Source organism: Klebsiella sp. GFKo11 (assembly GCF_056490265.1).
In genome coordinates this window covers 4022131-4047503 of the sequence record NZ_CM151369.1, presented here as the reverse complement: position 1 = coordinate 4047503, position 25373 = coordinate 4022131, and the positions used below count along the sequence as shown (strand labels likewise).

The window sequence follows — 25373 nt, the reverse complement described above, 5'->3', positions numbered from 1 at the left end:
TGATTAATGTGCTGGTGGAGTTGCCTACATGAATGAAAACACAACATCAAAACCAACCTCTGAACAGAAAGTTATTCAACCTGTATTACGAAAAGTCGACCTCAATCTATTGACTATTTTTGATACCGTCATGCAGGAACAAAGCTTAACCAAAGCGGCGCAAACGCTGGGGATGTCTCAGCCTGCGGTCAGCAGCGCGGTTTCTCGGCTAAAAGTACTGTTTAAAGACGAACTGTTTGTCCGCAACGGCCGTGGGATTAAACCGACAGACCGTGCATTTCAGCTTTTCATTTCGGTGCGCCGCGCGCTGCAGCTGGTGCAAAATGAACTGCCCGATACCCTTTTTGACCCGCTGGACTGTGAACGTATTTATAATTTGTGCGTTTGTAGCCCGCTGGATAACTATCTGACCCCGCTGATATTTAATAAGATTAGTGAGATCGCGCCAAGGGTAAGCCTGTCGTTTAAATCCTCGCTGAGCCAACAGGTCACGAACCAGCTGCGCTATCAGGAAGTTGAGTTTGTTCTTGATTACAACAAGTTTAACCATCCTGAATTCACCAGCATCCCGTTGTTTAACGATGAAATGGTGCTAGTGGCCCGCCGAAATCATCCGCGCATTTCAGGACCGCTGACCGAACAGGAAATTTATCAGGAACAGCATGCCTCCGTGGCGCTGGATCGCTACGCGTCGTTCAGCCACCCTTGGTATAGCTCGGAAGAGCAGCAGGCCTGCGTTGCTTTTCACGGTAATGCGATGGTCAGCGTACTGAGCGTCGTGTCACAAACTAATATGGTCGCCATTGCTCCAGAATGGTTAGCCAGGGAATTTGAAGAACAATTTGAACTGCAACTGCTGACTTTGCCATTAGAAATGAGCAGCCGTACCTGCTATCTCTCATGGCACGAAACTGCCGGTCAGGACAGAAGCCATCGCTGGATGGCGGAATTGTTGATTAAAATTTGCCAGCGCTAAATATATATCAATAAATACCTGGTCTGACGCCAGGTATTTATTGTTGCTTGTCGATTTCAGCCTTGAAAATAAATTTAATAGCATTAAATATATCCATCCTGTTGCCGAGTAAATAACAGTTGAAGATTATTTTTTGATAAAATTTGCATGCATAAAAGTTATTGAAATATCAAGTTGCAGAAAATCAGTCATTTGTGCAGCAGACCTGCGCGGCGGTTTCTATACTCTCATTATCTGATGCCTGAACCAAGAGACGATGCGGATGTACAGAAAAATGAAGTGCGCAATGGCGACTGCCGCTTTGTTTACCTCGGCGACGCTCGTGCAGGCGGATGAAATCAATCTCTATTCAGTGAATACCGGCTCATGGATTTATCATTTGTCGAACAACCACGGGCAGTACACTGAAGGTTTTGATAACCAGTTTGCCTCCGTCGAGCGCAAGTTCTCTGAGGACTCAAAGTACAGCCTGCTGGCCGGGACGATGAAAAACAGCTTTGACGACCGCTGCATTGCGCTTGGCGTGCGCCGCGACTGGGTATCCTTCGGCAACGGTTGGGTATTTAAGGGTATTTATGGCTACGTGGGTGAATTCTTCTTCGATGCTTTTGAGCACTGCGGTGACCATGGTTCTTATAAGGATTTTAAAGATGCCACCGGGATCGGCTTTTCTCCCTATATTTATCATGGTTTTCAGTACAACTTCACCGATTACTTTGGCATTGAAACCGGGATTATTATCCCGACCGTTTTTGTCGTCAGCATACAGTGGAGTTTTCGCTAATTAAGCGTGTATTCTGTATCACGTCAGTGCGATGATGATCATGTTTTTAATTAATGGCTGTAAAAAGTTAAGTCGTCTTAAGGTTATTTTAATGTTCATTATTTCCATTCTTTTTTAAAAGAATTTTCCCGTCCTCAAGTATCCGCATTCAGTATATTTCACTCTTTTTATTAGATGGTAATTGTTTTCATTATCATTCACATTTCACTGTGTTTTAATCCTTTCCACCAGCTGGTTGGTTTAATTTGCCCACATATACTAAGAGCCTACCCCATTAGGCTATTTTATTTGCCATTTTGGTCCTGGGCAGTGCTCACAACCCTCACGTACTGCGTGTACGCTCCGGTTGTTGCGCGCTGTCCGTGTCCAAACTGACTACAACAATTGCGCCTACTGGGATAGGCTCTAAGGATTAGCTTATGCGTTTTCGCTTATCGTTTTATTGCACCGCTGCGTTGCTTGCTTCTTCTGCATTTCTTGCCCCGCAGGTTATGGCTGCTGACAGCAGCGAGGGAATTGTCGTCTATAACGCGCAGCATGAAAATCTGGTTAAGTCATGGGTGGATGGCTTTACTAAAGAGACGGGAATTAAAGTGACGCTGCGTAACGGCGGCGATAGCGAGCTGGGGAATCAGCTGGTGCAGGAGGGGTCTGCCTCCCCGGCGGATGTCTTCCTGACGGAAAACTCTCCGGCGATGGTGCTGGTGGATAACGCGAAGCTGTTTGCAGCGCTGGCGCCTGAAACTCTCAAGCAGGTTGCGCCGGAATATCGCCCTGAACATGGACGCTGGATTGGCATTGCCGCCCGCAGTACCGTATTCGTCTATAACCCGGCAAAAATCAGTGAAGCGCAGCTGCCAAAATCGCTGATGGATCTGGCGCAGCCGGAGTGGAAAGGCCGCTGGGGCGCTTCGCCATCGGGCGCAGATTTCCAGGCTATCGTCAGTGCGATGTTGGCGCTGAAGGGGGAGCAGGCTACGCTCGAATGGCTCAAAGCGATGAAAACCAATTTCGTGGCCTACAAAGGCAACAGCACGGTGATGAAGGCGGTGAATGCCGGTCAGATTGATGGCGGCGTTATCTACCATTACTACCGCTTTGTCGATCAGGCGAAAACCGGCGAGAACAGCAACAACACCCGTCTCTACTACTTTAAAAACCAGGACCCGGGCGCTTTTGTCAGCATTTCCGGCGGTGGCGTTCTGGCTTCCAGCAAACATCAGGAACAGGCGCAGGCCTTTATCAAGTGGATAACTGGCAAGCAGGGCCAGGAAGAGCTGCGTACCAACAACGCCTTTGAATATGCCGTGGGCGTTAACGCCGCATCCAACCCTAAATTGACGCCGCTGAAAGACCTGGATGCGCCGAAGGTTGAGCTGTCTTCACTGAACAGCAAAAAAGTGGTCGATTTGATGACCCAGGCTGGCCTGCTGTAATCGCCAGATAAAGTGAATACGCCATGTCTTCTCTGAGTTTCGCGCTCGGGAAAAAAGCACAACGTCTGCCCGAGCGCAGGCGTCCTGCCTTTCCGATGATCGCTTTAGCCATTCTGTTTTCCCTGATGGCGCTGCTGCCGCTGGGATTTGTCGTTACCGTAGGCATTGAAACCGGTTGGCAGACTATCAAAACGCTGGTATTTCGCCCGCGCGTCGGTGAGCTGCTGAGCAATACCCTATGGCTTATTGCGCTGACGCTACCGCTTTGCATTGCGCTGGGCGTGGCTCTGGCCTGGCTCACGGAGCGGACCTTGCTGGCCGGGCGGCGAGTCTGGTCGGTGTTGGCGGTTGCGCCGCTGGCGATCCCGGCCTTCGTGCAAAGCTACGCCTGGGTCAGCGCGGTGCCCTCATTGCACGGCCTTTCCGCCGGGGTGTTCCTTTCGCTGCTGGCCTATTACCCGTTTATCTATATGCCGGTTGCCGCGGTATTGCGCCGTCTGGATCCCACGCTGGAAGATGTTGCCGCCTCATTAGGTTCGCCGCCGTGGCGCGTCTTTTTCCGCGTGGTTTTGCCGCAGCTCAGGCTGGCGATATGCGGCGGTGCGCTGCTGGTGGCGCTACACCTGCTGGCGGAGTACGGCCTGTTTGCGATGGTCCGCTTTGATACCTTTACGACCGCTATTTACGACCAGTTCCAGTCGACCTTCAGCGGCCCGGCGGCGAATATGCTGGCCGGGGTGCTGGCGCTCTGCTGTCTGGCCATTCTACTGCTGGAAGGAGCGTCGCGGGGCAAAGCGCGCTATGCCAGAATTGGGTCAGGAGCCGCGCGCGAACAAAAACGCTGGCGGCTGAGCTGGCGGGCGGCGATCCCTCTACAGCTCGCGCTGCTGACGCTGGTTATTCTGGCGCTGGGGGTCCCGCTGATGGTGCTCTGCCGCTGGCTATGGCTGGGCGGAATGGCGAGCTGGATGAACGCCGACCTTTGGCACTCTCTGCGGCAAACGCTATTTCTTGGCGCGGTGGGCGCTCTCCTCACCACCGCCTGCGCGGTCCCCATCGCCTGGCTGGGCGTTCGCTACCCGCAGCGTCTTTTTCGCCTGCTGGAGGGGTGTAACTACGTGACCAGCTCTCTGCCCGGCATCGTTACGGCGCTGGCGCTGGTGACGGTCACCATTCACTACGCGCGACCCATCTATCAAACTGAAGTCACGCTGTTCCTGGCATACCTGCTGATGTTTATGCCCAGAGCGCTTATCAACCTGCGCGCCGGGATCGCTCAGGCCCCGGTCGAACTGGAAAACGTCGCCCGCAGTTTAGGCCGCAGCCCCGGTCGGGCGCTGTGGAGCGTGACGATGCGCCTGGCGGCGCCGGGCGCGGCGGCGGGGGCGGCGCTGGTATTCCTCGGTATCACTAATGAACTGACCGCCACGCTGCTGCTCTCTCCGCTCGGTACCCGCACGCTCTCAACCGGCTTCTGGGCCTTAACCAGCGAGATTGATTATGTCGCCGCCGCGCCTTACGCGATGCTGATGATTCTGCTGTCGCTGCCGCTGACCGGTATTCTCTATGTACAGTCGAAAAAAATCGCAGGCCTGTAAAATGCTCGAACTCTCCTCAATCTCAAAATCTTTTGCCGGTACGCGCGTGCTCGATGGCCTGAATCTGACGGTGGCCGCAGGCAGCCGGACGGCGATTGTCGGCCCCTCCGGCTCCGGTAAAACGACGCTGCTGCGGATCCTCGCGGGCTTCGAAACGCCGGACAGCGGGCGCATCGTGTTGCAGGGGCGAACGCTGTTTACGCAGGGGACATTTATCCCGGCCCACCTGCGTGGGGTGGGCTTTGTTCCGCAGGAAGGCGCGCTGTTCCCCCATCTTAACGTTGCAGACAATATTGCCTGGGGTCTGGACGGCAGTCGTCAGGAGAAATACCTGCGGGTGGCGGCGCTGATGGATATGGTGTCGCTGGATAGCCAGCTATCGAACCACTGGCCGCATGAAATCTCCGGCGGTCAGCAGCAGCGCGTCGCTCTGGCGCGCGCGCTGGCCCAGCGGCCCGCGCTGATGCTGCTGGATGAACCTTTCTCGGCCCTCGATACCGGGCTGCGTGCGACCACGCGTAAAGCCACGGCGGACCTCCTGGAACAGGCTGGGGTCGCATCGATCCTGGTGACCCACGACCAGAACGAAGCGCTCTCCTTTGCCAGCCAGGTTGCGGTGATGCGTCAGGGGCGTTTTGCCCAGGTCGGTACACCGTTTGAGGTCTATAGCCATCCCGTTGATGAAGAGACCGCGCTATTTCTCGGCGATGCGCTGATGCTGCCTGCCGAGCTTCGCGGCGGACGCGCGAGCTGCGTCATCGGCGAAATATCCACTGACAATCCTGATGCCATCGGGCAGGGGCGAGTGATGCTGCGCCCGGAGCAACTGATTATTTCTGCCTGTCCGGCAGAGGAAAATCCTCTGACCATTCGCGATGTCGATTTTACCGGCCACCTGTCAACGTTAACCCTGGCGATTCCCGGTCAACATGAACCGCTGATCGTCAAAACCGTCAGCCAGCACGGCTGGAGAGTGGGGGCGGCGGTGCGAATTGACGTCGTGGGCAAGGCGCGAGCCTTTGTTAGTTAACGCCGCAAAGTCATAAATCAATGCACAGATTTGCCGACCGACTGCGCGAGCAGCACAGGGCAATCTGCTGCGCGCTGGCGGATTTCTCCGCCTCCGACTGCACGGTGTCGCGATGATCGACAATCCCGTCGATGACCAGCGTCAGGCAGGCACCGCAAATCCCCATTTCACAGGAGAGCGGGACGGCGACGCCGTTCTCCTGGAGTACCTGAGCAATAGTTTTATCCGGGGGTACCGGCCACTGTTCGCCCGATGACGCCAGCGTCACGTTAAAGGTTTCTCCCTCCTGAGCACCGGCTGGCGTTACGATGGGCTGAAAGGCTTCGCTATGGATCAGCGCTTCGGTCCAGCCTTTTTCCCGCGCCACCCGACGCGCGGTGGCCATAAAACCCTCTGGCCCGCAGAGATATATCGGATGCCCGTTATGCGCATCCTTCAGCGCTGCGGCCAAGTTGTGCCGGGCGCTATCCTCTTCGCAAGAGCTATGAATCACCACGCTTTCTGCGCTGAACCGCTGCTGCAGTTCGCGTACAAACGCCCCCTGTTGGCGGTTTTTCAGATAATAATGCAGCGTAAACGGTACGCCCTCTGCGTCCAGCCTGAGCGCCATCGCATACAGCGGCGTAATCCCAATCCCGGCGGCCAGCAGCGTCACCCGTTCCGCCTCGTGTAAATGAAACAGGTTTCGCGGGTGGGAAATCAGCAGCGCCTGGCCGGGACGCAATTGCTGATGAATATAGCGCGAGCCGCCGCGGGACATTTTCTCCAGCGCGACGCAAATCAGGTATCCGTTATCGGGACTTTCAGGGCCGGTAAGCGAATACTGGCGGATAATCCCGCAGGGCAAATGCACATCAATATGCGCGCCGGGCTGCCAGTCGGGGAGCGGTTGACCGTTCTGCGCTACCAGCCTGACGGCGAGGCTTTGACTCCCCTGACGCCAGAGACCGTCAACGATAACCTCTATTATATCGCTCATGATGATTCTCCACTCAGACGAGGAAAAAGTCGCCGAAGCCCATTTTCTTCAGCCCACGCCGATAGGCGATAGAGCTGCGATCGGCGGGGATATGCGCTTCAAGGGTTAAATCCAGCGGTAATCTTTCCGGGCGCTGGGTCTCCACCATCAGGCGGTCTTCCTCAAAGACGCGCAGGTTAAACGCGTGGACATCTTCCACCGGCACGTGCAGGTCGAAATTGCGTGCGATGGGCGCGAACATTCGGGTTATCCGCGAGGAAACCGGCGAGGCGGCGTTCATAATCACCAGCCTGGCGTCACCGGGGAAATGAATCGTCAGCGTGGCGGTAAACGGCAGATGCATCTCGAAACGGCGCAGCCACTGGAAGCCTTCCGGCGCGCGAAATTCGGAGCTGGCGGGATAGTTGCCGACCGAACTCCAGTAATCGGCGATAAAACCAAACGCCGTTTCCTGCGGATTGTAGTTCGGTACCACCTGATTATCCGGGTCGGCGAAGGTATCGGTATGGATCCACGCAAAATGGGCGACATCCAGAAAGCCCTCAACCTGTCGGCCCGCAAAGCCGTTGACTTCAAATGCCGGGCAGTTAATTTGCTGGAAGCCGTCGTCGTGCCAGTGCGGCATCACCGGCAGCGGCAGGGGATTTTCCGGGTCAAAGGCCAGGCAGGTCCAGATCAGACCATAGCGCTCCTCCACCGCAAAAGAGGTGAGGTTAAGCTTTGCCGGTACCGGCTGGTCAGGACTGGAAGGGATGCGGTTGCAGCGGCCATCTTCGCCGAAGCGCAGGCCATGGTAGGGGCAGACGATCCCTTCCTCATCATGAAAACCGAGCGTCAGCGGCACGCCGCGATGGGGGCAGACGTCGCGAGCGACCACCACCTGGCCCTTAATTCGATAGATAACCAGCTGCTCATCAAGCAGGACGGCTTTCACCGGCGCGGGGCCAATATCGCAGGCGCGGGCGACCGGGTGCCAGCATTTCGCCAGGCGCAGCCAGTCTTCAGGCTCAAAGGTGCAATGGGCGGGTGGGGTGGGTTGTTGTCTGTTCATGGCTTCTCTTCCTGCTCACAAAAACATTTGTTTAATTGTTGTGAGTTTATTGTTGCCATATTAGGGTGTTGACATCCATCGCCATTAATTCAGTTAGCTGTTGCAAAAAAGAGAACAGGTACCCATGAGCCCATTTTCGCGTTTTGCTCTCTATTTTGCCGAAGTAGCCCGCAGCGGCAGCCTGCGGCGGGCGGCGGAAAAACTGCATATTTCCGCCTCGGCGATTAACCGGCAAATTTTGCAGGCGGAAGAAGCCTTCGGCACGCCGCTTTTTGAGCGCCTGCCGGAAGGGCTGCGCATGACCACCGCCGGAGAGTTGCTGTACAACGACCTGCTGTGCTGGCAAAAGGAGTTTCATCTGACGCGGCAGAAGTTTGATGAGCTGCAGGGGCTGAAGCGCGGTACCGTTAGCGTTGGTATGGTGCAGGCGCTGGCGGAAGGGTGCTTTGCCGCCGCGCTGGCGGAGATCATCGCCAGCTGGCAGTGGCTGGAGCTGAATCTGCAGGTGGCGGACAGCCATACCGTCAGTCAGAAGGTGCGGCAAGCGGATCTCGATTTCGGCCTGATTCTGGACCCCGAAGGCCAGGCCGGGCTAAGCGTGCTGGCCTTTGCAGAGCTGGAGATGGGCGTGGTGATGCGCCCGGATCGTCCCCAGGCGCATGCTGCGATGCTCTCATTGGGTGAGTTAAGCGAGGAGCGGCATATTCTTCCCGGCGCGCCGCTGATCGTCCATGAGCGGGTTGCGATGCTCTATCGACATTATGATTTTTCCCCGGCGAACAGCATCAGCTGCAACGATATCCGGCTGATTAAGTCGCTGGTGCTCAAAGGCAGCGGTGTGACCATCCTCAGTCGCCTGGACGTGCTGGATGAGGTAAAAAGCGGGCTGCTGGCGTTTGTCCCGCTGCGCAACAAGCTGCTACGTCCGCTAACTCTGGCCCTGTGCACGGCCCCTTCACGCCAGCTTTCCCGCCCGGCGCAAATGGCGATTCAGAAACTCACTGCGGTGATGGAGGAGATGCAGACGCCGTCCTCTGCCGACGAGTAGCCCGGACAGGCGCATCAAGCGCCGCCTCCGGGAAATGTGCCAAACCTGATACATCGGCGCTGCTTCGTCCCGGTGGTGCTGCGCTGACCGGGCTACGGGTTCACTGCCGACTGCGACCCTGTAGCCCGGCTAAGGCGTTTACGCCGCGAGCCGGGAAGGGAGCTGATACCAACATCTTTACCCCAACGGGCCGCCCTGAATGGTTTCGCACAGACCGTTGATAATCCGCTCACCGGTCTCGGTTTGCAGCTCCTGGTACCAGGCTTGCGTCTGCGCCATATCTTTGCCATGGGTCACATCACAACGTTTACGCGCTTTCAGCACCAGATCGCGAACCCGGTCGCGGCGCAGCGCTTCATACTGCTGCAATACCCCGGCAATATCGTGGCTCTGGCGGAACAGATCTCCCAGCACCACCGCATCTTCCATCGCCGCGCAGCCGCCTTGGCCGATATCCGGGGTGGTGCTGTGCCCGGCGTCGCCCAGCAGAGCGACCTTACCGCGGATCAGCTTATCAAACGGCTCAATATCATGGATTTCAATCCGGTTGGTGGTCTGCGGATCGAGAGCAGCAATCAGCTTCTGCACCTGCGGCGCCCAACCGCTGAAATAACGGCTGAGATCCGCGCGCAACGTGTTGCGATCCTCAGCAAGCCCTGCCGGAAGCGGAACATCAAAGAAAAAGTAAAACCGCCCATCAGAGACCGGCATCAGCGACACGCGTTTGCCCTCGCCGACAAAGGTCGTCCACTGATTACCCGGCGCAATCACCTCATCGATTTCAACCAGACCGTTCCAGTTAACGTAGCCCGCGTAGCGCCGCTCCGGGCTAAAGCCGAGGACGTAAGGGCGCAGCGCTGAATGGCTACCGTCGGCGGCAATTAAAAAATCCCCCTCAGCCGTCGACCCGTCGGTAAACCAGACGCGAACGCCGTCGGCGTGTTCTTCGCAGCGGGTGACCCGTTTACCAAACTGCACGGCATCGCGCCCCCAGAAGTCGAGCATTTCTCGCTGCAGCTCGGTGCGGGACACCGGGCAGGGACGACCTCCGGTGCGCTCCACCAGCGGAGCAAGGCTGAACTGGGTAAGGTTCTCTCCCTGCAGGTAATCCTTGTAAGCCAGAAAATGCATCGGGCCGCCGTAGTTCTCGATAATCTCGCCCATGCCCAAATGCTGCATACACTTCACGCCGTTGGGCCAGATAGAGATAGCCGCGCCCACCGGCTTAATTTCTTTAACTGCTTCAAACACTTCGCAGTCTATGCCTGCATTTTTCAGCGCCACCGCCGCGCTCAGGCCGCCAATTCCGCCGCCGATAACTAATGCTTTCATTTACTTCTCCTTTGCCTGGGTCGTTATTGGCTTGAGCAATTTGCGTACCACCCTGTTGAACGGCGATATTTACGGCAAAGGGCGGCGTAAATGCGCCAAAGTAGTGCGTTTTGCCACCGCGAGTGCCTTTTTATGAATCAAAAATTGCTAATTGAGTTATGGGGAATCTATTGTTTCATGTGGGGGAGGTTTGGCGTGGTTTATGCAAGGTTCAGGTTGTGAGTGAGGCTAAAGGAGCCACTATGATTTCTCTGGAACGCTTTAACCAGCTCAGTCAAGACGATGCTCGCGCTGTGCTTCAGCCCTGCGTAGCGCTTCCAATCTGGTCAGCGTCGCTGATACAGGCACGACCATTTGCGAATTTTGCCGTGCTGCTCAGCACCGCGCAGCAGCTGATGCAGGAGTGGGGGGAAGCGGAATTGAATGAGGCGCTGAGTGCCCATCCGCGTATCGGCGAGAAGCCCGCAGGGCAAGAGGCGCATGCGGCGCTCTCACGTCAGGAACAAGGGAACGTTAACGATCGCGATGTCCGGCTGACCCAGGCGCTGAAAGAGGGCAATGCCCGCTACGAAGCGCGGTTTGGCCGGGTCTTTTTGATTCGCGCCAAAGGGCGCAGCGGGGATGAGATCTTAGAGATGCTGTCGCGTCGTTTGCGTAATAGCGATAGCGAAGAAGTACAGGACGCGTTAGCGCAGCTGCGCGAAATCACCTTATTAAGACTGGAAGGAGTTATTGGCGAATGAGCACGTTAAGCACCCATATTCTGGATATCTCAACCGGCCGCCCGGCGCAGGGCGTTAAGGTTGTGCTGGAGCGAGAAGGGGCGCGGATTGCCAGCGGCGTGACCGATAGTCATGGCCGCATTGGCGAACTGGGGGCCGGGTCGCTGGCGGTGGGGTGTTACCGGCTGGTTGCCGAGATTGGCGAATGGTTTGCCGCCAGCGGGCGCGAGACGCTGTATCTGAACGCGCAGATTGATTTTGCCATCCGCGAGGCGGCGGACGACCATTTTCATCTACCGTTTTTAATCGCTCCCGGCGGCTGGTCGACCTATCGCGGCAGCTAAATTCCCCCGGAGGCGGCGCTGCGCGCCTGTCCGGGCTACGAGTTCGGCGCAGTCTGTGGTCTGGTAGATACTGTGAGCATCGGCAACCATTTTTAGTTGCGGGGCTCTCTCCGGTTTCTGGATGACAGACACACCACCGACAGCACCCTCTGGGTGCTGTTTTTCTATTCCCGCAGTCTTTTCGTCCCTACGCTACCGCTATTCCATGTTGTGACGCATCGAACGGCTCCCCTGACTTCAGCACTCCGTACGCCACCTGCGCCAGCTTGCGCATCATCGCCCCTATGATAACTTTCGCGCGTTTGCCATTCCCTTCCAGTCTCTTTCTGAACGCTTTTCCCCACGCCGTGTGATACAGCGCTGATATTGCTGGCATATATAATGCTCTGCGCAACTGAACCGGACCCGCTTTACTCATCCGGCTCGCCCGCATCACGCTACTGCCTGACTCATGCTGCACCGGCGTCAGCCCTGCATACGCGGCGAACTGCCGCGCTGTGGCAAACCTCAGCTTCAGTCCCGTATACGCCAGCAGGACCGCCGCCGTTTTCTCGCCGATACCCGGGATGCTGTTCAGCAGCTTCCGCCGTTGCTTCATATCCGGGTCGTTGTCCGTCAGGTCTTTTATCTGTTTTTCGATACGTTTCAGTTCAGCACTCAGGCACTCCAGGAGCACATCGATGCTCGCTAACTGGACCTCCGGGGCTGTTTCCTGACGGTTTTTCTCCTGCGTCTGCATCTCTGTCAGCGCCTGATGCCGTAACACCAGCGCTTTCAGGGCTCGCTCTGTCGGGTGCGGTGCCTCCCATGCTGACGGACGTTTCTCCCGGCAGAAGTGCGCCAGCATACGGGCATCGACTTTGTCGGTTTTACTGCGCAACCCTTCACTACGGGCGAAGGCGGCACTCAGGGCGGGGTTGATAATGGAGACGGTATAACCGGCATCACTCAGATACGCGGCAGCCTCTTCCATGTAGGTACTGGTGGACTCCATGCAGACATGGGCATGGTTCACATCATGGCTGCGAAGCCAGCGGACAAGCGCTTCATGTCCGGAGGGCGTATTTTCGAATTTTTTACCGCGATGTCGACCATCAGGGCGCAGGATATCAACATCGAGCTTAGCTTTGGCAACATCAATGCCGATGAAGTGCAGTTCATTTTCCATAGTGAAACCAACCTTGCGAATACGGGTTACCGGTGAAAGCCGGTCCATGATACTGTCCGGTTTATCACATGAGAAAGAACGGCGGTCCGGTGCAAAGGATCTACGGAACAGGCGCGAAAGCCTAAGCCCGGACACGGCATCCGGACCGCCATCAGAGAGAACTGGCCGGTTCTTTCTGATGGAGTCATCATACAAGCCCGGACAGATGCGTAGCATCGCCTCCGGGAAATCATGCAACGCTCTGCGACCTTACCCCGGGGGCGGCGCAATGCGCCTTGCCCGGGCTACGGGTCCACCGCGGTCTACGGGCCGTTAGCCCGGACTGATGCACAGCATCGCCTCCGGGAAATCATGCAACACTCTGCGGCCTTCCCCCGGGGTCGGCGCGATGCGCCTTGCCCGGGCTACGGGTTTACCGCCGTCTGCAGGCCGGTAGCCCGGGTAAGCCGCTTGCGGCGCGGCCCGGGGAACAACGTTACCCACCAAACGGATGAAATTCGCGCCAGTGGTCGGCAATCTGCTGACGGGTACAGACCCAAACCTGGTCGTGCTGCTGAACATAATCAAGGAAACGCTGCAGGGCACGGAAGCGGCCCGGACGCCCAAGCAGGCGGCAGTGCATGCCGATGGACATCATCTTCGGCGCGCTGGCCCCCTCTTCATACAGCACATCGAAGCTGTCTTTCAGATAGGTGTAAAACTGCTCGGCGGTATTGAACCCTTGGGCGGTGGCGAAGCGCATATCGTTGGCATCGAGGGTATAAGGCACGATCAGATGCGGCTTACGCGTACCGTCGCTGCACGCCACTTCGCTCCAGAACGGCAAATCGTCGCCGTAATAATCGCTGTCATAATCAAAACCGCCGTGTTCAACCACCAATTGGCGGGTATTGGGGCTATCGCGCCCGGTGTACCAGCCGGTGGGCGGTTTGCCAAACAGATCGGTTAATACCTGCACCGCTTTATTCAGATGCTCCCGCTCCTGCTCAATGGGCATATTCTGGTAATGGATCCAGCGCCAGCCGTGGCTAACCACGTCATAGTTCGCCGCTTTAATCGCCTCGACCACCTCGGGATGACGCGCCAGCGCCATGGCGACGCCGAACACGGTCAGCGGCAGCCCACGCTTGCTGAACTCATTATGGATGCGCCAGAAACCCGCGCGGCTGCCGTACTCATATAATGAATCCATCGACATATGGCGGTCAGGATAGCTGGCGGCACCGATGATGTCGGAGAGAAACTGTTCGGAACCGGCGTCACCGTGCAGCACATGGTTTTCCGAACCTTCTTCGTAGTTCAAAACAAACTGCACGGCAACCCGCGCGTTGTTCGGCCACTGCGCATGCGGCGGCTGCCCGCCGTAGCCGCACAGGTCGCGCGGATAATCGTCTGCCCAAAATGCCATCTGCCACCTCTTCAATTTAAAATGGATTTAATGCCTGAAATTTGCCGCTCAACGCCTTAGCTTCGGGAAAGGCCAGATCGCCGTGCTTGCTGGTCGACAGACCCAACGCCACCAGCGACTCAACCATTTTGACCGCCGCGCTGACGCCATCGATCACCGGCACGCGCAGCTCGCGAGTCAGCTCCTGAGCGATCGTCGCCATCCCGCCGCAGCCCAGCACGATAGCCCCGCAGCCATCCTCCTTTAGCGCCTGAATACAGCGCGCGCGCACCTTCTCCTGCGCCAGACCGCTGCCGTCCTCCAGCGCCAGCACCGGTAAATCAATCGCGTGCAGCGCGGCGCAATGGTCGTGAAAACCATACTGATGCAGGAGATGACGAGCGATAATTAAGGTGCGCGGTAGCGTGGTCACGATGGAGAAACGGGTGGCGACCAGCGTCGCCATATGCATCGCCGCTTCCGCAATCCCCACCACCGGCCCTTGCGCTAGCTCGCGCGCTGCCAGCAGACCTGGGTCGCCGAAGCAGGCAATCACGTGACCATCCACCCCCTGCTGGCGACCGGCTTTAATCTGCTCGAGCACGCCGACGGCGGCAATGGCTTCATCAAAATGGCCCTCTATTGACGGCACGCCCTCGCTCGGGCAGACCGCCAGAATTTCGGTTCCCGGCGCGGCAACCGCCCGCGCGGCGGCACCGATGGTTTCCGTCATCCCGGGGCTGGTATTGGGATTTATCACTTGTATACAAATAGCGGCCATTACGGCTCCTTATAATCGGCAAACAGCCGGGCAAAATCAGGTAAGGTCACGCCTGAACGCTCAAAGCAGAGGCTGGCGACGATATGTTCAAAATGGTGCGTTAGCGCATCGCTCAGGGGCTGTAGCGCTTTGTCGCGTAATAGCTGAATAAGCTGTTCATGATCGTCACAGCGGCAGCCCTGACGCCACGGCGATCCCCACGCCGCGATAACTAATGAAGAGCGCTGGCTCAGGCGGGTCACCATCTCGGTGAGCACTTGATTGCCGGAAATCGCCTGTAGCTGGATATGAAACTCGGCGGAGTAGCGGATCGCCGCCGGGCCGTTATAGCTTTCGTGCGCCAGCTGCTCCTGACGGGTAATGGTTTCCAGCGCCGCCAGATGCGGCGGCTGGCAGCGCGCCAGCACATCCGGCAAATTCGCCACCTCCAGCAACGCGCGGGTGCGAAAGATCGCCTGCGCTTCTTCTACCGTCGGGCTGGCGACCTGTGCACCACGTTTGGGCGTCAAAGCGACCATTTGCACAGTGGCGAGTCGCTGCAGCACTTTTCTGATCCCCGTGCGGCTCACGCCAAACACCTCCGCCAGGGCCTCTTCCGGCAGTTTGCTTCCCGGCGGCAGCTGATGCTCAACGATAGCGGTCATCAGCGCCTGATAGATTGATCCGTCTTTGTCATGCAGCTCTGGCGCGGCCTGCAGGCGATGTTGGTTGTTCATTAACCACTCCGATTTTTACTTTTTAATGCCAAATCGTATACATAAAAATAAATTATTGCATACAAAATTAACTATTTTGGCCTGAATCCTGCAACAGCCTCTGCAATCCATTTAAACGGGTTTTCATTTACAGGAGCAGGTTTCATGCCAAATACACAAAATACGCACCAGGTTAAGGCCGCTGATCCCCACGCTGGATACAGCCCACGACTTTGCAATGAGGATCTGGCGCCGACGCGCGACCAGAACTGGAGCTGGTACAACATCTTTTCTTTCTGGATGTCAGATGTGCACAGCATGGGGGGTTATGTGGTTGCCGCGAGCTTCTTTACTCTTGGCCTGGCAAGCTGGCAGGTGCTGCTGTGCCTGCTGGTGGGAATTTGTATCGTTCAGCTGTGCGCGAATCTGGTGGCGAAGCCCAGCCAGATGGCGGGCGTCCCCTACGCGGTGATTTGTCGTCAGGCGTTTGGCGTCTTCGGGGCCAATATTCCGGCAGTGATCCGCGGACTTATCGCCTTCGCGTGGTACGGTATTCAAACCTATCTGGCGGCCAACGCGCTGATGCTGGTGCTGCTGAAATTCTTTCCGTCGCTGTCGACGCTCACCGAAGCCAGCTTCCTTGGCCTGTCGCATCTGGGCTGGCTGTGCTTCGCCACCATGTGGCTACTGCAGGCAATGGTGTTCTGGCACGGGATGAGCGCCATTAAGCGCTTTATCGATATTGCCGGTCCGGCGGTCTACGTAGTGATGCTGGCGTTAGCGGGATGGATTGTATACAAAACCGGTTTTGACGGGATCTCCTTTACCCTCGCCAGCAAATCGCTGAGCGCCGGGGAGCAAACCTGGCAGATGATCACCGCCACCGCGCTGGTGGTCTCCTACTTCTCCGGTCCGCTGCTCAACTTTGGCGATTTCTCGCGCTACGGTAAAAGCATGGGCGAGATCCGCCGCGGCAACCGCTGGGGCCTGCCGTTCAACTTCCTGCTGTTCTCTATCGTGACCGTTGTGATTGTTTCCGGCACCCAGTCGCTGTTTGGCCGCATGATCACCGACCCGATTGAAACCGTCAGCCGCGTGGGCAACGATCTGGCGGTCGCCATTGGCCTGCTGACGATGATCACCGCCACCATCGGGATTAATATCGTGGCTAACTTTGTCTCTCCGGCGTTCGATTTCTCGAACTGCTCGCCGCAGAAAATCAGCTTCCGTACCGGAGGGATGATTGCCGCCGTAGGGTCAATTCTGCTGACGCCGTGGAACCTGTTTAACTCACCGGAGCTTATCCACTATACCCTCGACGTCCTGGGGGCGTTTATCGGCCCGCTGTTCGGTATCCTGATCGTCGATTTCTACATCATTAAGCGCGGGCAGGTTTCGGTCAACGACCTGTTTGACGACACGCCAAAAGGCCAGTACTGGTACCGCAACGGCTTTAATCCGAAAGCGATCGCCGCACTGGTGCCCTCCGTCGCTATTGGTCTGATCATCAGCTTTATTCCAGCCCTGCACGAAGTGGCTAACTTTAGCTGGTTTATCGGCGTATTCCTGAGCGGCGCGGCCTATCGCTGGATTGCCCGCGATGAACGAGTCGGCGCCACTGCCGGTTTTAGCCCCCTCGCCCAGAAAGAGTGATTCTCCTTCCCCCGCCGCGGCATCCTGTCGCGGCGGTTCTCCTCCTGCGCAAACTGGCATCAATCTTGCTCAATTAACCTATCCTTTCGCTAATCCACAAGGCAGCCAAGATGATGGACTACCATGCCGCAGTTCGCGGCGCATTTTTCGATATCGCCGCTGTTGCCGATAGCGCTGACGATATCGCCCGCCACGCGCGCTATCTGGAGGATGGTATTTTGTTTCTCCGGGACGGGTGCATTCAGGCGCTGCTGCCCTGGCAGGAGGGCGAACAATATTTGCATCCGCTGAAGGGCTATCGCGACCTGCGCGGTAAGCTGCTGCTCCCCGGCTTTGTCGATGCCCACGTACATTATCCGCAGACCGAAATGATTGGCGCATTCGGCGAGCAGCTACTGGAGTGGCTCACTACCTACACGTTTCCGGTGGAGAGCCAGTTTGCCGACGCCAACTACGCCGCGGAGATCGCACAATTTTTCGTTAACCAGTTGCTGAGTCACGGCACCACCACCGCGCTGGTATTTTGCACTTTGCATCCGCAATCGGTCGATGCGCTGTTTAGCGAAGCACTACGGCTGAATATGCGCCTGCTCGCCGGAAAAGTGATGATGGACCGCCACGCGCCGGATTATCTGAGCGAAAGCGCAGAGCAAAGCTACCAACAAACTCGCGAGCTGATCCAGCGCTGGCACCAGCGCGGCCGCCTCGGCTACGCCATTACACCACGCTTCGCGCCAACCTCGACGCCGGAGCTGCTGGCGGCGGTGCAGCAGCTGCGGGAAGAGTTTCCCGATACCTGGCTGCATACCCACCTGAGCGAAAACCTCAACGAAGTCGCTTGGGTGAAAAGCCTGTGGCCGGAACATGAGCACTATCTTGATGTTTACCATCACTATCGGTTGACCGGCGAGCGCAGCGTATTCGCTCACGGTATTCATCTGGCGGATGTAGAGTGGCAGTGCCTGCACGATACCGGTTCGGCGCTGGCCTTTTGCCCGACCTCAAACCTGTTTCTCGGCAGCGGACTGTTTCGTTTACCGACCTGCTGGCAGAAAAAGGTGCGGATGGGTATCGGTAGCGATGTTGGCGCAGGCACCACCTTCAGTATGCTGCGCACCCTCGGTGAGGCGTATAAAGTGAGCCAGTTGCAAAGCTATCGCCTGCGCGCCAGCGAAGCGTTCTACCATGCCACTCTCGGCGGCGCACGCGCCCTGCGTCTTGATGAGAAGATTGGTAATTTCCAGCCGGGAAAAGAAGCCGATTTTGTGGTTATCGATCCGGCGGTCACGCCGCTTCAGCGCTTACGCAACGGGCGTTGCAAAGATATCTATGAGCAGCTGTTCGTCCTGATGACCCTGGGCGATGAGCGTAATATCAGCGAGACGTGGGTGAACGGCGAGCGCGTATGGGGTGATGCGGCTGCGCAGTAGTCCCTTTCCCGGAGGCGGCACGTTGTGCCTGTCCGGGCTTGTATGATGACTCCATCAGAAAGAACCGGCCAGTTCTCTCTGATGGCGGTCCGGATGCCGTGTCCGGGCTTAGGCTTTCGCGCCTGTTCCGTAGATCCTTTGCACCGGACCGCCGTTCTTTCTCATGTGATAAACCGGACAGTATCATGGACCGGCTTTCACCGGTAACCCGTATTCGCAAGGTTGGTTTCACTATGGAAAATGAACTGCACTTCATCGGCATTGATGTTGCCAAAGCTAAGCTCGATGTTGATATCCTGCGCCCTGATGGTCGACATCGCGGTAAAAAATTCGAAAATACGCCCTCCGGACATGAAGCGCTTGTCCGCTGGCTTCGCAGCCATGATGTGAACCATGCCCATGTCTGCATGGAGTCCACCAGTACCTACATGGAAGAGGCTGCCGCGTATCTGAGTGATGCCGGTTATACCGTCTCCATTATCAACCCCGCCCTGAGTGCCGCCTTCGCCCGTAGTGAAGGGTTGCGCAGTAAAACCGACAAAGTCGATGCCCGTATGCTGGCGCACTTCTGCCGGGAGAAACGTCCGTCAGCATGGGAGGCACCGCACCCGACAGAGCGAGCCCTGAAAGCGCTGGTGTTACGGCATCAGGCGCTGACAGAGATGCAGACGCAGGAGAAAAACCGTCAGGAAACAGCCCCGGAGGTCCAGTTAGCGAGCATCGATGTGCTCCTGGAGTGCCTGAGTGCTGAACTGAAACGTATCGAAAAACAGATAAAAGACCTGACGGACAACGACCCGGATATGAAGCAACGGCGGAAGCTGCTGAACAGCATCCCGGGTATCGGCGAGAAAACGGCGGCGGTCCTGCTGGCGTATACGGGACTGAAGCTGAGGTTTGCCACAGCGCGGCAGTTCGCCGCGTATGCAGGGCTGACGCCGGTGCAGCATGAGTCAGGCAGTAGCGTGATGCGGGCGAGCCGGATGAGTAAAGCGGGTCCGGTTCAGTTGCGCAGAGCATTATATATGCCAGCAATATCAGCGCTGTATCACACGGCGTGGGGAAAAGCGTTCAGAAAGAGACTGGAAGGGAATGGCAAACGCGCGAAAGTTATCATAGGGGCGATGATGCGCAAGCTGGCGCAGGTGGCGTACGGAGTGCTGAAGTCAGGGGAGCCGTTCGATGCGTCACAACATGGAATAGCGGTAGCGTAGGGACGAAAAGACTGCGGGAATAGAAAAACAGCACCCAGAGGGTGCTGTCGGTGGTGTGTCTGTCATCCAGAAACCGGAGAGAGCCCCGCAACTAAAAATGGTTGCCGATGCTCACAGTATCTACCCGTAGCCCGGGAAGCCGTGGCGCCACCGGGAAATGCACAAGGACTTAACTCATCAAACTGACCTGGGCGGCGACGATGCGCCAGCCAAAGGGGAAACGCACCCAGGTTTGCTGCTGGCGGCCAATGCGCTCGCTGCCGGCTCGGGTGAATTCCGTGCTGCACACCGCGTAATCTTCACCGAAAGTGGTGATGGTGGTGTGCCGCAGCTCGCGCTGCAAACCGGCGGCAGGCCGGGCGGCGCGGAAGGCGCGAATTTCGTCGATACCGTATAAATTTTCCCCGGCTCCCAGCCGTACCGTGCGCTTATCGTGCCAGAACAGCTCATCCAGTACCGCAATATCATTGCTCACCAGCGCCTCCTCATAGCGGTAAAACGCCGCCGTTACCTCGGCGAGGACGAGCGGGCGGTTAATATGCTCTTGCGTCATCATGCAGCTATCTCCGCAGGTCGGGCATCGGTCATGCCCATCTCTTCCAGCGCCCGCGCCACGCGCAGGCAGGCTTGTTCGTTAAACGGCGCGGCAATTAATTGCAGACCAATCGGCTGCCCGCTCGCCGTGCGCAGTGGTACCGTGGCCACCGGTAAACCCAGGAAAGAGATAGGCTGGGTCAGCATCCCCATACTGGCGCGAATGGGCAGCGGCTGGCCGTTGATCTCCATCGTCTGCGCGCCGATGAGCGTGGCGCTGCAAGGCGTCGCCGGGGCGATCAGCACATCGGCGTGGGCGAATAGGGCTTTAAACGCCTGCTGCGCGTGGCGGCGGAAGCGCTGGGCCTGGAGATACCAGGAGGCTGGAATCATCGACCCTGCCAGCAGGCGCTCGCGGGAGTTTGGCTCAAAATGTTCAGGTTCGCGGCGCAGGGCGGACAGGTACTGATTTCCCCCTTCGGAGGCACTCATAATAAACGCCGCCGACCGGGCCAGTTCGGCCTCCGGGAAGATCAGCTCTTCATGCGCCCCAAGCGCCTGGGCTACGCGGGCGACAGCGGTACGCGCATCACTATCGCACCAGGTTGAAAAATAGCCACCGAGGGTGGCGCAGCGCAGCCCTTCCAGGCCCCGCGGCAGCAGATTCGCCGTGCGCTCGCTGGCCTTGTCGGCCTGAAAACCATCGGCGGGATCGCGGCCCTGTAGCGCGTCATAAACCGCTGAAAGGTCGCAAACGCTGCGGGCAAACGGGCCGATGTGGTCAAGACTGGCGACGAACGGATGGCTACCGGAGCGCGACAAACGGCCAAAGGTCGGCTTCAGGCCAAATATCCCGCACAGCGAGGCCGGGACGCGAATAGAGCCGTTGGTATCGCTCCCCAGCGAAAAATGCACCAGCCCGGCGGCCACCGCTGCCGCCGAACCGCCTGAAGAACCTCCGGCGATCCGCGAAAGATCGTGCGGGTTATGCGTCGCCCCGTAGTGGCTATTTTCAGTGGTAAAACCGTAGGCGTAGGCATCCATATTCAGCATGCCGGATAGCAGCGCGCCCGCGCTATGCAGCTGGCGTACCGCCCAGCTATCGGCAGTCGCCGCAGGACGGTCGCTCAGCAGCTGCGCTCCGGCAAGGGTCGTGTGTCCGGCGACATCAAACAGATTTTTCACCGCATAGGGAACACCAGCCAGCGCGGGAAGAGGCTTTTTTTCCCGCCGCAGGGTGTCGATATTCTCCGCCTCAGCCAGCATTCGCTTTTCGCTGACGTGGGTCCAGGCGTTGATCTGCGGGTTAACGCGGGTGATGTTCTCCAGCGTATGGCGGGCAATCTCTTTGGCGCTGAGTTCACCGCTGGTCAGCGCGCGCTGTATTTCGTGAATCGTCATTTCATTGAGCTTCATGCTTTATACACTCCGGCAATTTCGACGCGCTCGTCGAGGGGAAAGGCCAGCAGCGGCCCGGCCATCGCCGCAATGCGGCTGAACTGCACCCTGAGCTCTGCGCGGCGTTCTTCGTCCAGCTCCAGCGCCAGCAGCTGTTCCATTTGTGTGAGATAAGCATCCCATTCGTTGTGCGGTGTGTTCATCATCAGCTCCTAATATCCGGCGGCGGAGCCGTTGCTGCGCGGATCGCTGGCCCCCTCAAACAGGCCATTGGGGTGGCGAACAATTGCCCCGGCGTGGCCCATGGCTTCGCTAAAATCGGCCAGAACTTCAACGTCGTGTCCCAGCTCTTGCAGTCGGGCGATGCTTTCAGCGCTGAAGCGGCCCTCCAGCTTGAGTGAGTCAGAGGTTTGTCCCCAGGTGCGCCCCAGCAGCCAGCGCGGCCGGGTGATGCTCTCCTGCAGTGGCGCATTTTGCATTACGTAGCGGGTGAAGATGGCGGCCTGGGTTTGCGGCTGGCCGTCGCCGCCCATCGAGCCATAAACCATCACCCGGCCATCGTTTAGCCGTGCGGCGGCGGGATTCAGGGTATGGAACGGTTGCTTACCGGGGGTCAGCGCCAGCAGGTGGCTCGGGTCAAGGCTGAACGACGCTCCACGGTTCTGCCAGACGATCCCGCTATCCGGCAGCACCACGCCGCTGCCGAACTCGTGGTAGAGGCTCTGGATAAAGGAAACCGCAAGGCCGTTTTTATCGATCACGCCCATCCACACCGTATCGCCAGGACCTTTGCCTGCGCCCCACGGAGCGGCCTGCTGGTCGTTGATTTTATCCGCCAGCGGCTGTAGCGCGGTGGGTTCCAGCAGGCTTTGAATATCGACATCCAGGTGGCGCGGGTCGGTGATATGCGCGTCGCGCAGACCGAAGGCCAGCTTGGTGGCCTCAACAATGCGGTGGACGGTCATCGCCTCGTCAGCCTCGGCCATCGCCAGCCGGTCGGTAATGCCGAGAATGGCCAGCGAAACCAGCCCCTGAGTCGGCGGTGCGAGGTTCCACAGTTCGCCGTGCTGATGATCGAGCCGGAGCGGCAGCGGACGGCGGGCGCGATGCTGCTGCAGGTCGCTGAGGGTCATCGGCAGCCCGTACTTTTCCATGCCGCGAGCCAGATGTTCCGCCAGCGGCCCGCGATAGAAGCTGTCTAATCCTTCCTCTGTTAAACGACGCAAGGTGTTCGCCAGTGCTGGTTGTAAAAAGCGGCTGCCGGCTTTCGGCGGCTGGCCGTCGACCAGATACGTTTCGGCAAAGCCGGGCTGGTCGCGCAGCTCGCTGAATTTACCGGCGGTTGCGCTGGCCTGCGAGGCGGTGACCGGGATGCCGTTTGCTGCGTAGCCGATGGCGTCCTCCAGCAGGCGCGTCAGCGGCAGCTCACTTGCGGTTAAATCGCGCGAAATCTTCAGCGCTTCATCCCAGCCGCTAACGGTACCCGCCACGGTCAGCGCTGCCTGCGGGCCACGATGGGGAATGTGCGCCAGTCCGGCATAGGCCTGCGGCGTTGCCCGCGAACCCGCCGCGCCGCTGGCGTCGATGGCAATGGGGTCGCCCTCGGGCGGGACGATAAGCCAGAAACCATCGCCACCGAGTCCGTTCATATGCGGGTAAACCACGGCAATCGTCGCGGCGGCGGCGACCATGGCTTCGATCGCGCTTCCCCCTTCGCGCAGAACCGCCAGCGCGCTTTGGCTGGCCAGATGATGGGGGGCGACCGCCATCCCGTGGGCGGCAACATGACTTTGCATGGAGTGTCCTCAATTAACAGAATCGTTTGCTGAGGGTTGCAAAAGCTGTTCCATGTCTGAACGTAAAGTTTCAACCGCTGCCGACACCGCGCATTTTTTGCGGAACTGGCATGCATTATGAAAGCGGATACGGTTATGATGCGGTGAAACGAAAGTTACAGAGGTCTTATGCAACAGCTTGATGAACGACTAAAAGAGCAGTACGCGTCTTTATCGCCCCAGGAGCAGCGGGTGGCGGATTTTATTTTCGATCATTTTGATGACCTGATTAGTTACAACAGCGCAGAGCTGGCACAGCTTAGCGGCGTATCGAAGGCCACGGTCAGCCGTCTGTTCAAGCGTCTGGGCTATGAGAAATATAAAGATATGCGCGATGAGCTGCGCACGCTGCGCCAGAGCGGCATGCCGCTGACCGACAACCGCGATGCGGTGCAGGGCAATACGCTGCTGGCGCGCCATTATAAACAGGAGATGGCGAACCTGACCCAGTGGGTCAACGCGCTGGATGTGCAGCAGTTCGCCGAGGCGATTCAGGCGCTGGTTGCCGCCCGGCGTATTGTTATTGTCGGCATGCGCAATGCTTATCCTGCGGCGCTGCACCTGCGCCAGCAGCTATTACAGGCGCGTGGGCAAGTGCAAATACTGCCGCAGCCGGGGCAAAGCTTAAGCGAAGAGCTGGTGGATTTAACCGCCGAGGATCTGGTGGTGGTGATGGCGTTTCGCCGCCGCCCGCGAATTATTCGCCCGCTGTTGCAGCAGCTACAGAGCAGCGGGATCCCGGTTCTGCTGATGTGCGAGCCGCAGGCTCATGGCCTGTTTCCGCTGGCGCGCTGGCAGCTCTGCGCGCCGCTGGATAGCGTATCGGCCTACGACAGCTACGCCTCGGTCAATAGCCTGATCAATCTGCTGTCGAACGCTTTCCTGCATGAAATCCTCGATAAAGGGCGTCCGCGCATTCACGACATAGCGACCCTTTACCAGCAACTGGACGAACTGGAACAACGATAATGGGGCGCCAGCGTGGTGCTTTGCATAGTTTTGGTGCGCTAAAATAACGAGGAGACGCACCTCCGTTTCCTCTTAATTCACCTCTTTCTCTTTTATTCCCTGCGGTTAATGGAATTTCGGTTAATGGCTTAACGCTGAGATTTATCTGGCACATTAGTTGCAAAAGTGACTTTAAAGAATCTTTTGTTTCATGCTAACGTAACGGGTAAACATCATGAAGAAACTGTTGATCGCACTGGCCGGGGCCGCTTGTCTGTTAACCAACCTGTCGGCGGCGAAGGCTGACCAGTTCCAGGATATTGAAAAACGCGGCGTTATCCGCATTGCGGTGCCGCAGGATTTCCCGCCGTTTGGCTCGGTGGGTACCGACCTTCAGCCGCAGGGCTACGACATCGATATGGCGCGCTACCTCGCCAAAGAGATGAAGCTCAAATTGCAACTGGTGCCGGTCACCAGCGCCAACCGCGTACCTTATCTGCAAACCGATAAGGTGGATCTGGTGATTTCCAGCCTCGGTAAAAACGCCGAGCGCGAGAAGGTGATTGATTTCAGCCGCGCCTACGCGCCGTTCTTCCTCGGCGTGTTTGGCCCGAAAGGCGCTGAGCTGAAAGACCCGGCGGCGCTGAGCGGGAAAAGCGTTGGCGTGACCCGCGGCGCGGTGGAAGACATGGTGCTGACCAGCGTAGCGCCGAAAGAAGCGCAGATTAAGCGCTACGAAGATAACAACACCACGCTGTCGGCGTATCTTTCCGGCCAGGTGCAATATGTGGCGACCGGCAACCTGGTGGTGGCGGCTATCTCGCGGCAGAACGCGGATAAAGCGCCGGTGCCGAGCTTTATGCTGAAGGATTCGCCGTGCTTTATCGGGCTGAAAAAGAATGAACCGGCGCTGAAAGCGAAAGTGGATGCGCTGATTGAGCAAGGCGTCAAAGACGGCACGCTGAACGATTTGTCTGAAAAGTGGCTGAAAGCGCCGCTGCCTGCCAACCTTGGCGCGTAAGGCCCGGGC

At 57.8% G+C, this 25373-nt stretch carries 23 protein-coding genes and 1 pseudogene; 13 read left to right on the top strand and 11 right to left on the bottom strand.

Features of this window, described 5'->3' with window-relative positions; genetic code table 11:
• Positions 1-28 precede the first annotated feature (28 nt).
• The 5 genes from leuO to AC07P6_RS19720 all read left to right on the top strand — a co-directional run bounded on the left by leuO (position 29) and on the right by AC07P6_RS19720 (position 5824).
• Positions 29-976, top strand: coding sequence for a transcriptional regulator LeuO (gene leuO / locus AC07P6_RS19740; RefSeq protein WP_182237720.1), 948 nt, complete (start codon positions 29-31; stop codon positions 974-976).
• A gap of 286 nt (positions 977-1262) precedes the next feature.
• A complete protein-coding gene (locus AC07P6_RS19735) occupies positions 1263-1760 on the top strand; it encodes a hypothetical protein (protein ID WP_434659312.1) in 498 nt (165 codons plus the stop codon).
• 419 nt (positions 1761-2179) lie between these two features.
• Complete coding sequence (locus tag AC07P6_RS19730; protein WP_478314328.1) at positions 2180-3196, top strand: iron ABC transporter substrate-binding protein; 1017 nt, start codon at positions 2180-2182, stop codon at positions 3194-3196.
• Between the two features lie 23 nt (positions 3197-3219).
• The gene (locus AC07P6_RS19725) at positions 3220-4794 is read left to right on the top strand and encodes an ABC transporter permease (protein WP_478314326.1); all 1575 of its coding nucleotides are present in this window, start codon (positions 3220-3222) and stop codon (positions 4792-4794) included.
• A 1-nt stretch (position 4795) separates the two neighbouring features.
• The gene (locus AC07P6_RS19720) at positions 4796-5824 is read left to right on the top strand and encodes an ABC transporter ATP-binding protein (protein WP_478317038.1); all 1029 of its coding nucleotides are present in this window, start codon (positions 4796-4798) and stop codon (positions 5822-5824) included.
• A 10-nt stretch (positions 5825-5834) separates the two neighbouring features.
• Here the strand turns inward: AC07P6_RS19720 and AC07P6_RS19715 are convergent, their stop codons facing one another.
• Both AC07P6_RS19715 and hpxD read right to left on the bottom strand, forming a co-directional pair.
• Complete coding sequence (locus tag AC07P6_RS19715; protein ID WP_478314324.1) at positions 5835-6803, bottom strand: PDR/VanB family oxidoreductase; 969 nt, start codon at positions 6801-6803, stop codon at positions 5835-5837.
• Positions 6804-6816: 13 nt separating this feature from the next.
• Entirely contained in the window at positions 6817-7854 is a 1038-nt protein-coding gene (hpxD, locus tag AC07P6_RS19710) for a molybdenum cofactor-independent xanthine hydroxylase subunit HpxD (protein WP_434659304.1), read from the bottom strand.
• A gap of 124 nt (positions 7855-7978) precedes the next feature.
• Between hpxD and hpxR the strand changes: the two genes are divergently transcribed.
• Complete coding sequence (gene hpxR / locus AC07P6_RS19705) at positions 7979-8902, top strand: LysR family hpxDE operon transcriptional regulator HpxR (protein ID WP_478314321.1); 924 nt, start codon at positions 7979-7981, stop codon at positions 8900-8902.
• Between the two features lie 177 nt (positions 8903-9079).
• On the opposite strand, the gene hpxO is transcribed toward hpxR, so the two are convergent.
• Complete coding sequence (gene hpxO, locus AC07P6_RS19700; RefSeq protein WP_478314319.1) at positions 9080-10234, bottom strand: FAD-dependent urate hydroxylase HpxO; 1155 nt, start codon at positions 10232-10234, stop codon at positions 9080-9082.
• A 242-nt stretch (positions 10235-10476) separates the two neighbouring features.
• Between hpxO and uraD the strand changes: the two genes are divergently transcribed.
• Both uraD and uraH read left to right on the top strand, forming a co-directional pair.
• Entirely contained in the window at positions 10477-10977 is a 501-nt protein-coding gene (uraD, locus tag AC07P6_RS19695) for a 2-oxo-4-hydroxy-4-carboxy-5-ureidoimidazoline decarboxylase (protein ID WP_478314317.1), read from the top strand.
• Positions 10974-11300, top strand: coding sequence for a hydroxyisourate hydrolase (gene uraH / locus AC07P6_RS19690; RefSeq protein ID WP_478314315.1), 327 nt, complete (start codon positions 10974-10976; stop codon positions 11298-11300). Before uraD ends, uraH begins: the two co-directional genes overlap by 4 nt.
• Positions 11301-11487: 187 nt before the next feature.
• On the opposite strand, the gene AC07P6_RS19685 is transcribed toward uraH, so the two are convergent.
• The 4 genes and pseudogenes from AC07P6_RS19685 to AC07P6_RS19670 form a co-directional block, all read right to left on the bottom strand.
• Positions 11488-12468, bottom strand: a complete 981-nt coding sequence (locus tag AC07P6_RS19685; protein WP_478316951.1) for an IS110 family RNA-guided transposase — start codon at positions 12466-12468, stop codon at positions 11488-11490.
• Positions 12469-12943: 475 nt separating this feature from the next.
• Positions 12944-13843 carry an allantoinase PuuE gene (puuE, locus tag AC07P6_RS19680; protein WP_235891913.1) on the bottom strand — a complete coding sequence of 300 codons (900 nt, stop codon included), beginning with the start codon at positions 13841-13843 and terminating at the stop codon, positions 12944-12946.
• Positions 13728-14636 (bottom strand): annotated as a pseudogene (gene hpxA, locus AC07P6_RS19675) (allantoin racemase). Before hpxA ends, puuE begins: the two are co-directional and overlap by 116 nt.
• Positions 14636-15352, bottom strand: a complete 717-nt coding sequence (locus tag AC07P6_RS19670) for a GntR family transcriptional regulator (protein ID WP_478314313.1) — start codon at positions 15350-15352, stop codon at positions 14636-14638. Before AC07P6_RS19670 ends, hpxA begins: the two are co-directional and overlap by 1 nt.
• A gap of 144 nt (positions 15353-15496) precedes the next feature.
• Between AC07P6_RS19670 and AC07P6_RS19665 the strand changes: the two genes are divergently transcribed.
• The 3 genes from AC07P6_RS19665 to AC07P6_RS19655 all read left to right on the top strand — a co-directional run bounded on the left by AC07P6_RS19665 (position 15497) and on the right by AC07P6_RS19655 (position 19628).
• A complete protein-coding gene (locus AC07P6_RS19665; protein ID WP_182237743.1) occupies positions 15497-16984 on the top strand; it encodes an NCS1 family nucleobase:cation symporter-1 in 1488 nt (495 codons plus the stop codon).
• A 110-nt stretch (positions 16985-17094) separates the two neighbouring features.
• Complete coding sequence (gene guaD, locus AC07P6_RS19660) at positions 17095-18414, top strand: guanine deaminase (protein WP_478314311.1); 1320 nt, start codon at positions 17095-17097, stop codon at positions 18412-18414.
• Positions 18415-18647: 233 nt separating this feature from the next.
• Positions 18648-19628, top strand: a complete 981-nt coding sequence (locus AC07P6_RS19655; RefSeq protein WP_478316951.1) for an IS110 family RNA-guided transposase — start codon at positions 18648-18650, stop codon at positions 19626-19628.
• Between the two features lie 169 nt (positions 19629-19797).
• Here AC07P6_RS19655 and hpxZ read toward each other — a convergent pair whose 3' ends face one another.
• The 4 genes from hpxZ to hpxW are packed head-to-tail and all read right to left on the bottom strand — an operon-like array spanning position 19798 to position 23356.
• Complete coding sequence (gene hpxZ / locus AC07P6_RS19650; RefSeq protein WP_167492792.1) at positions 19798-20184, bottom strand: oxalurate catabolism protein HpxZ; 387 nt, start codon at positions 20182-20184, stop codon at positions 19798-19800.
• Positions 20181-21578 (bottom strand): AtzE family amidohydrolase, encoded by a 1398-nt coding sequence (locus AC07P6_RS19645; RefSeq protein WP_478314309.1) that lies wholly within the window; start codon positions 21576-21578, stop codon positions 20181-20183. Before AC07P6_RS19645 ends, hpxZ begins: the two co-directional genes overlap by 4 nt.
• Entirely contained in the window at positions 21575-21763 is a 189-nt protein-coding gene (hpxX, locus tag AC07P6_RS19640) for an oxalurate catabolism protein HpxX (protein ID WP_304260910.1), read from the bottom strand. Before hpxX ends, AC07P6_RS19645 begins: the two co-directional genes overlap by 4 nt.
• A gap of 9 nt (positions 21764-21772) precedes the next feature.
• Positions 21773-23356, bottom strand: coding sequence for an oxamate amidohydrolase (gene hpxW / locus AC07P6_RS19635; protein WP_478314307.1), 1584 nt, complete (start codon positions 23354-23356; stop codon positions 21773-21775).
• A 168-nt stretch (positions 23357-23524) separates the two neighbouring features.
• On the opposite strand from hpxW, the gene hpxU reads away from it, so the two are divergent.
• Positions 23525-24364 (top strand): MurR/RpiR family transcriptional regulator HpxU, encoded by an 840-nt coding sequence (gene hpxU, locus AC07P6_RS19630; RefSeq protein WP_139541123.1) that lies wholly within the window; start codon positions 23525-23527, stop codon positions 24362-24364.
• Between the two features lie 214 nt (positions 24365-24578).
• Positions 24579-25364 carry a transporter substrate-binding domain-containing protein gene (locus tag AC07P6_RS19625; protein ID WP_434659285.1) on the top strand — a complete coding sequence of 262 codons (786 nt, stop codon included), beginning with the start codon at positions 24579-24581 and terminating at the stop codon, positions 25362-25364.
• Positions 25365-25373 lie beyond the last annotated feature (9 nt).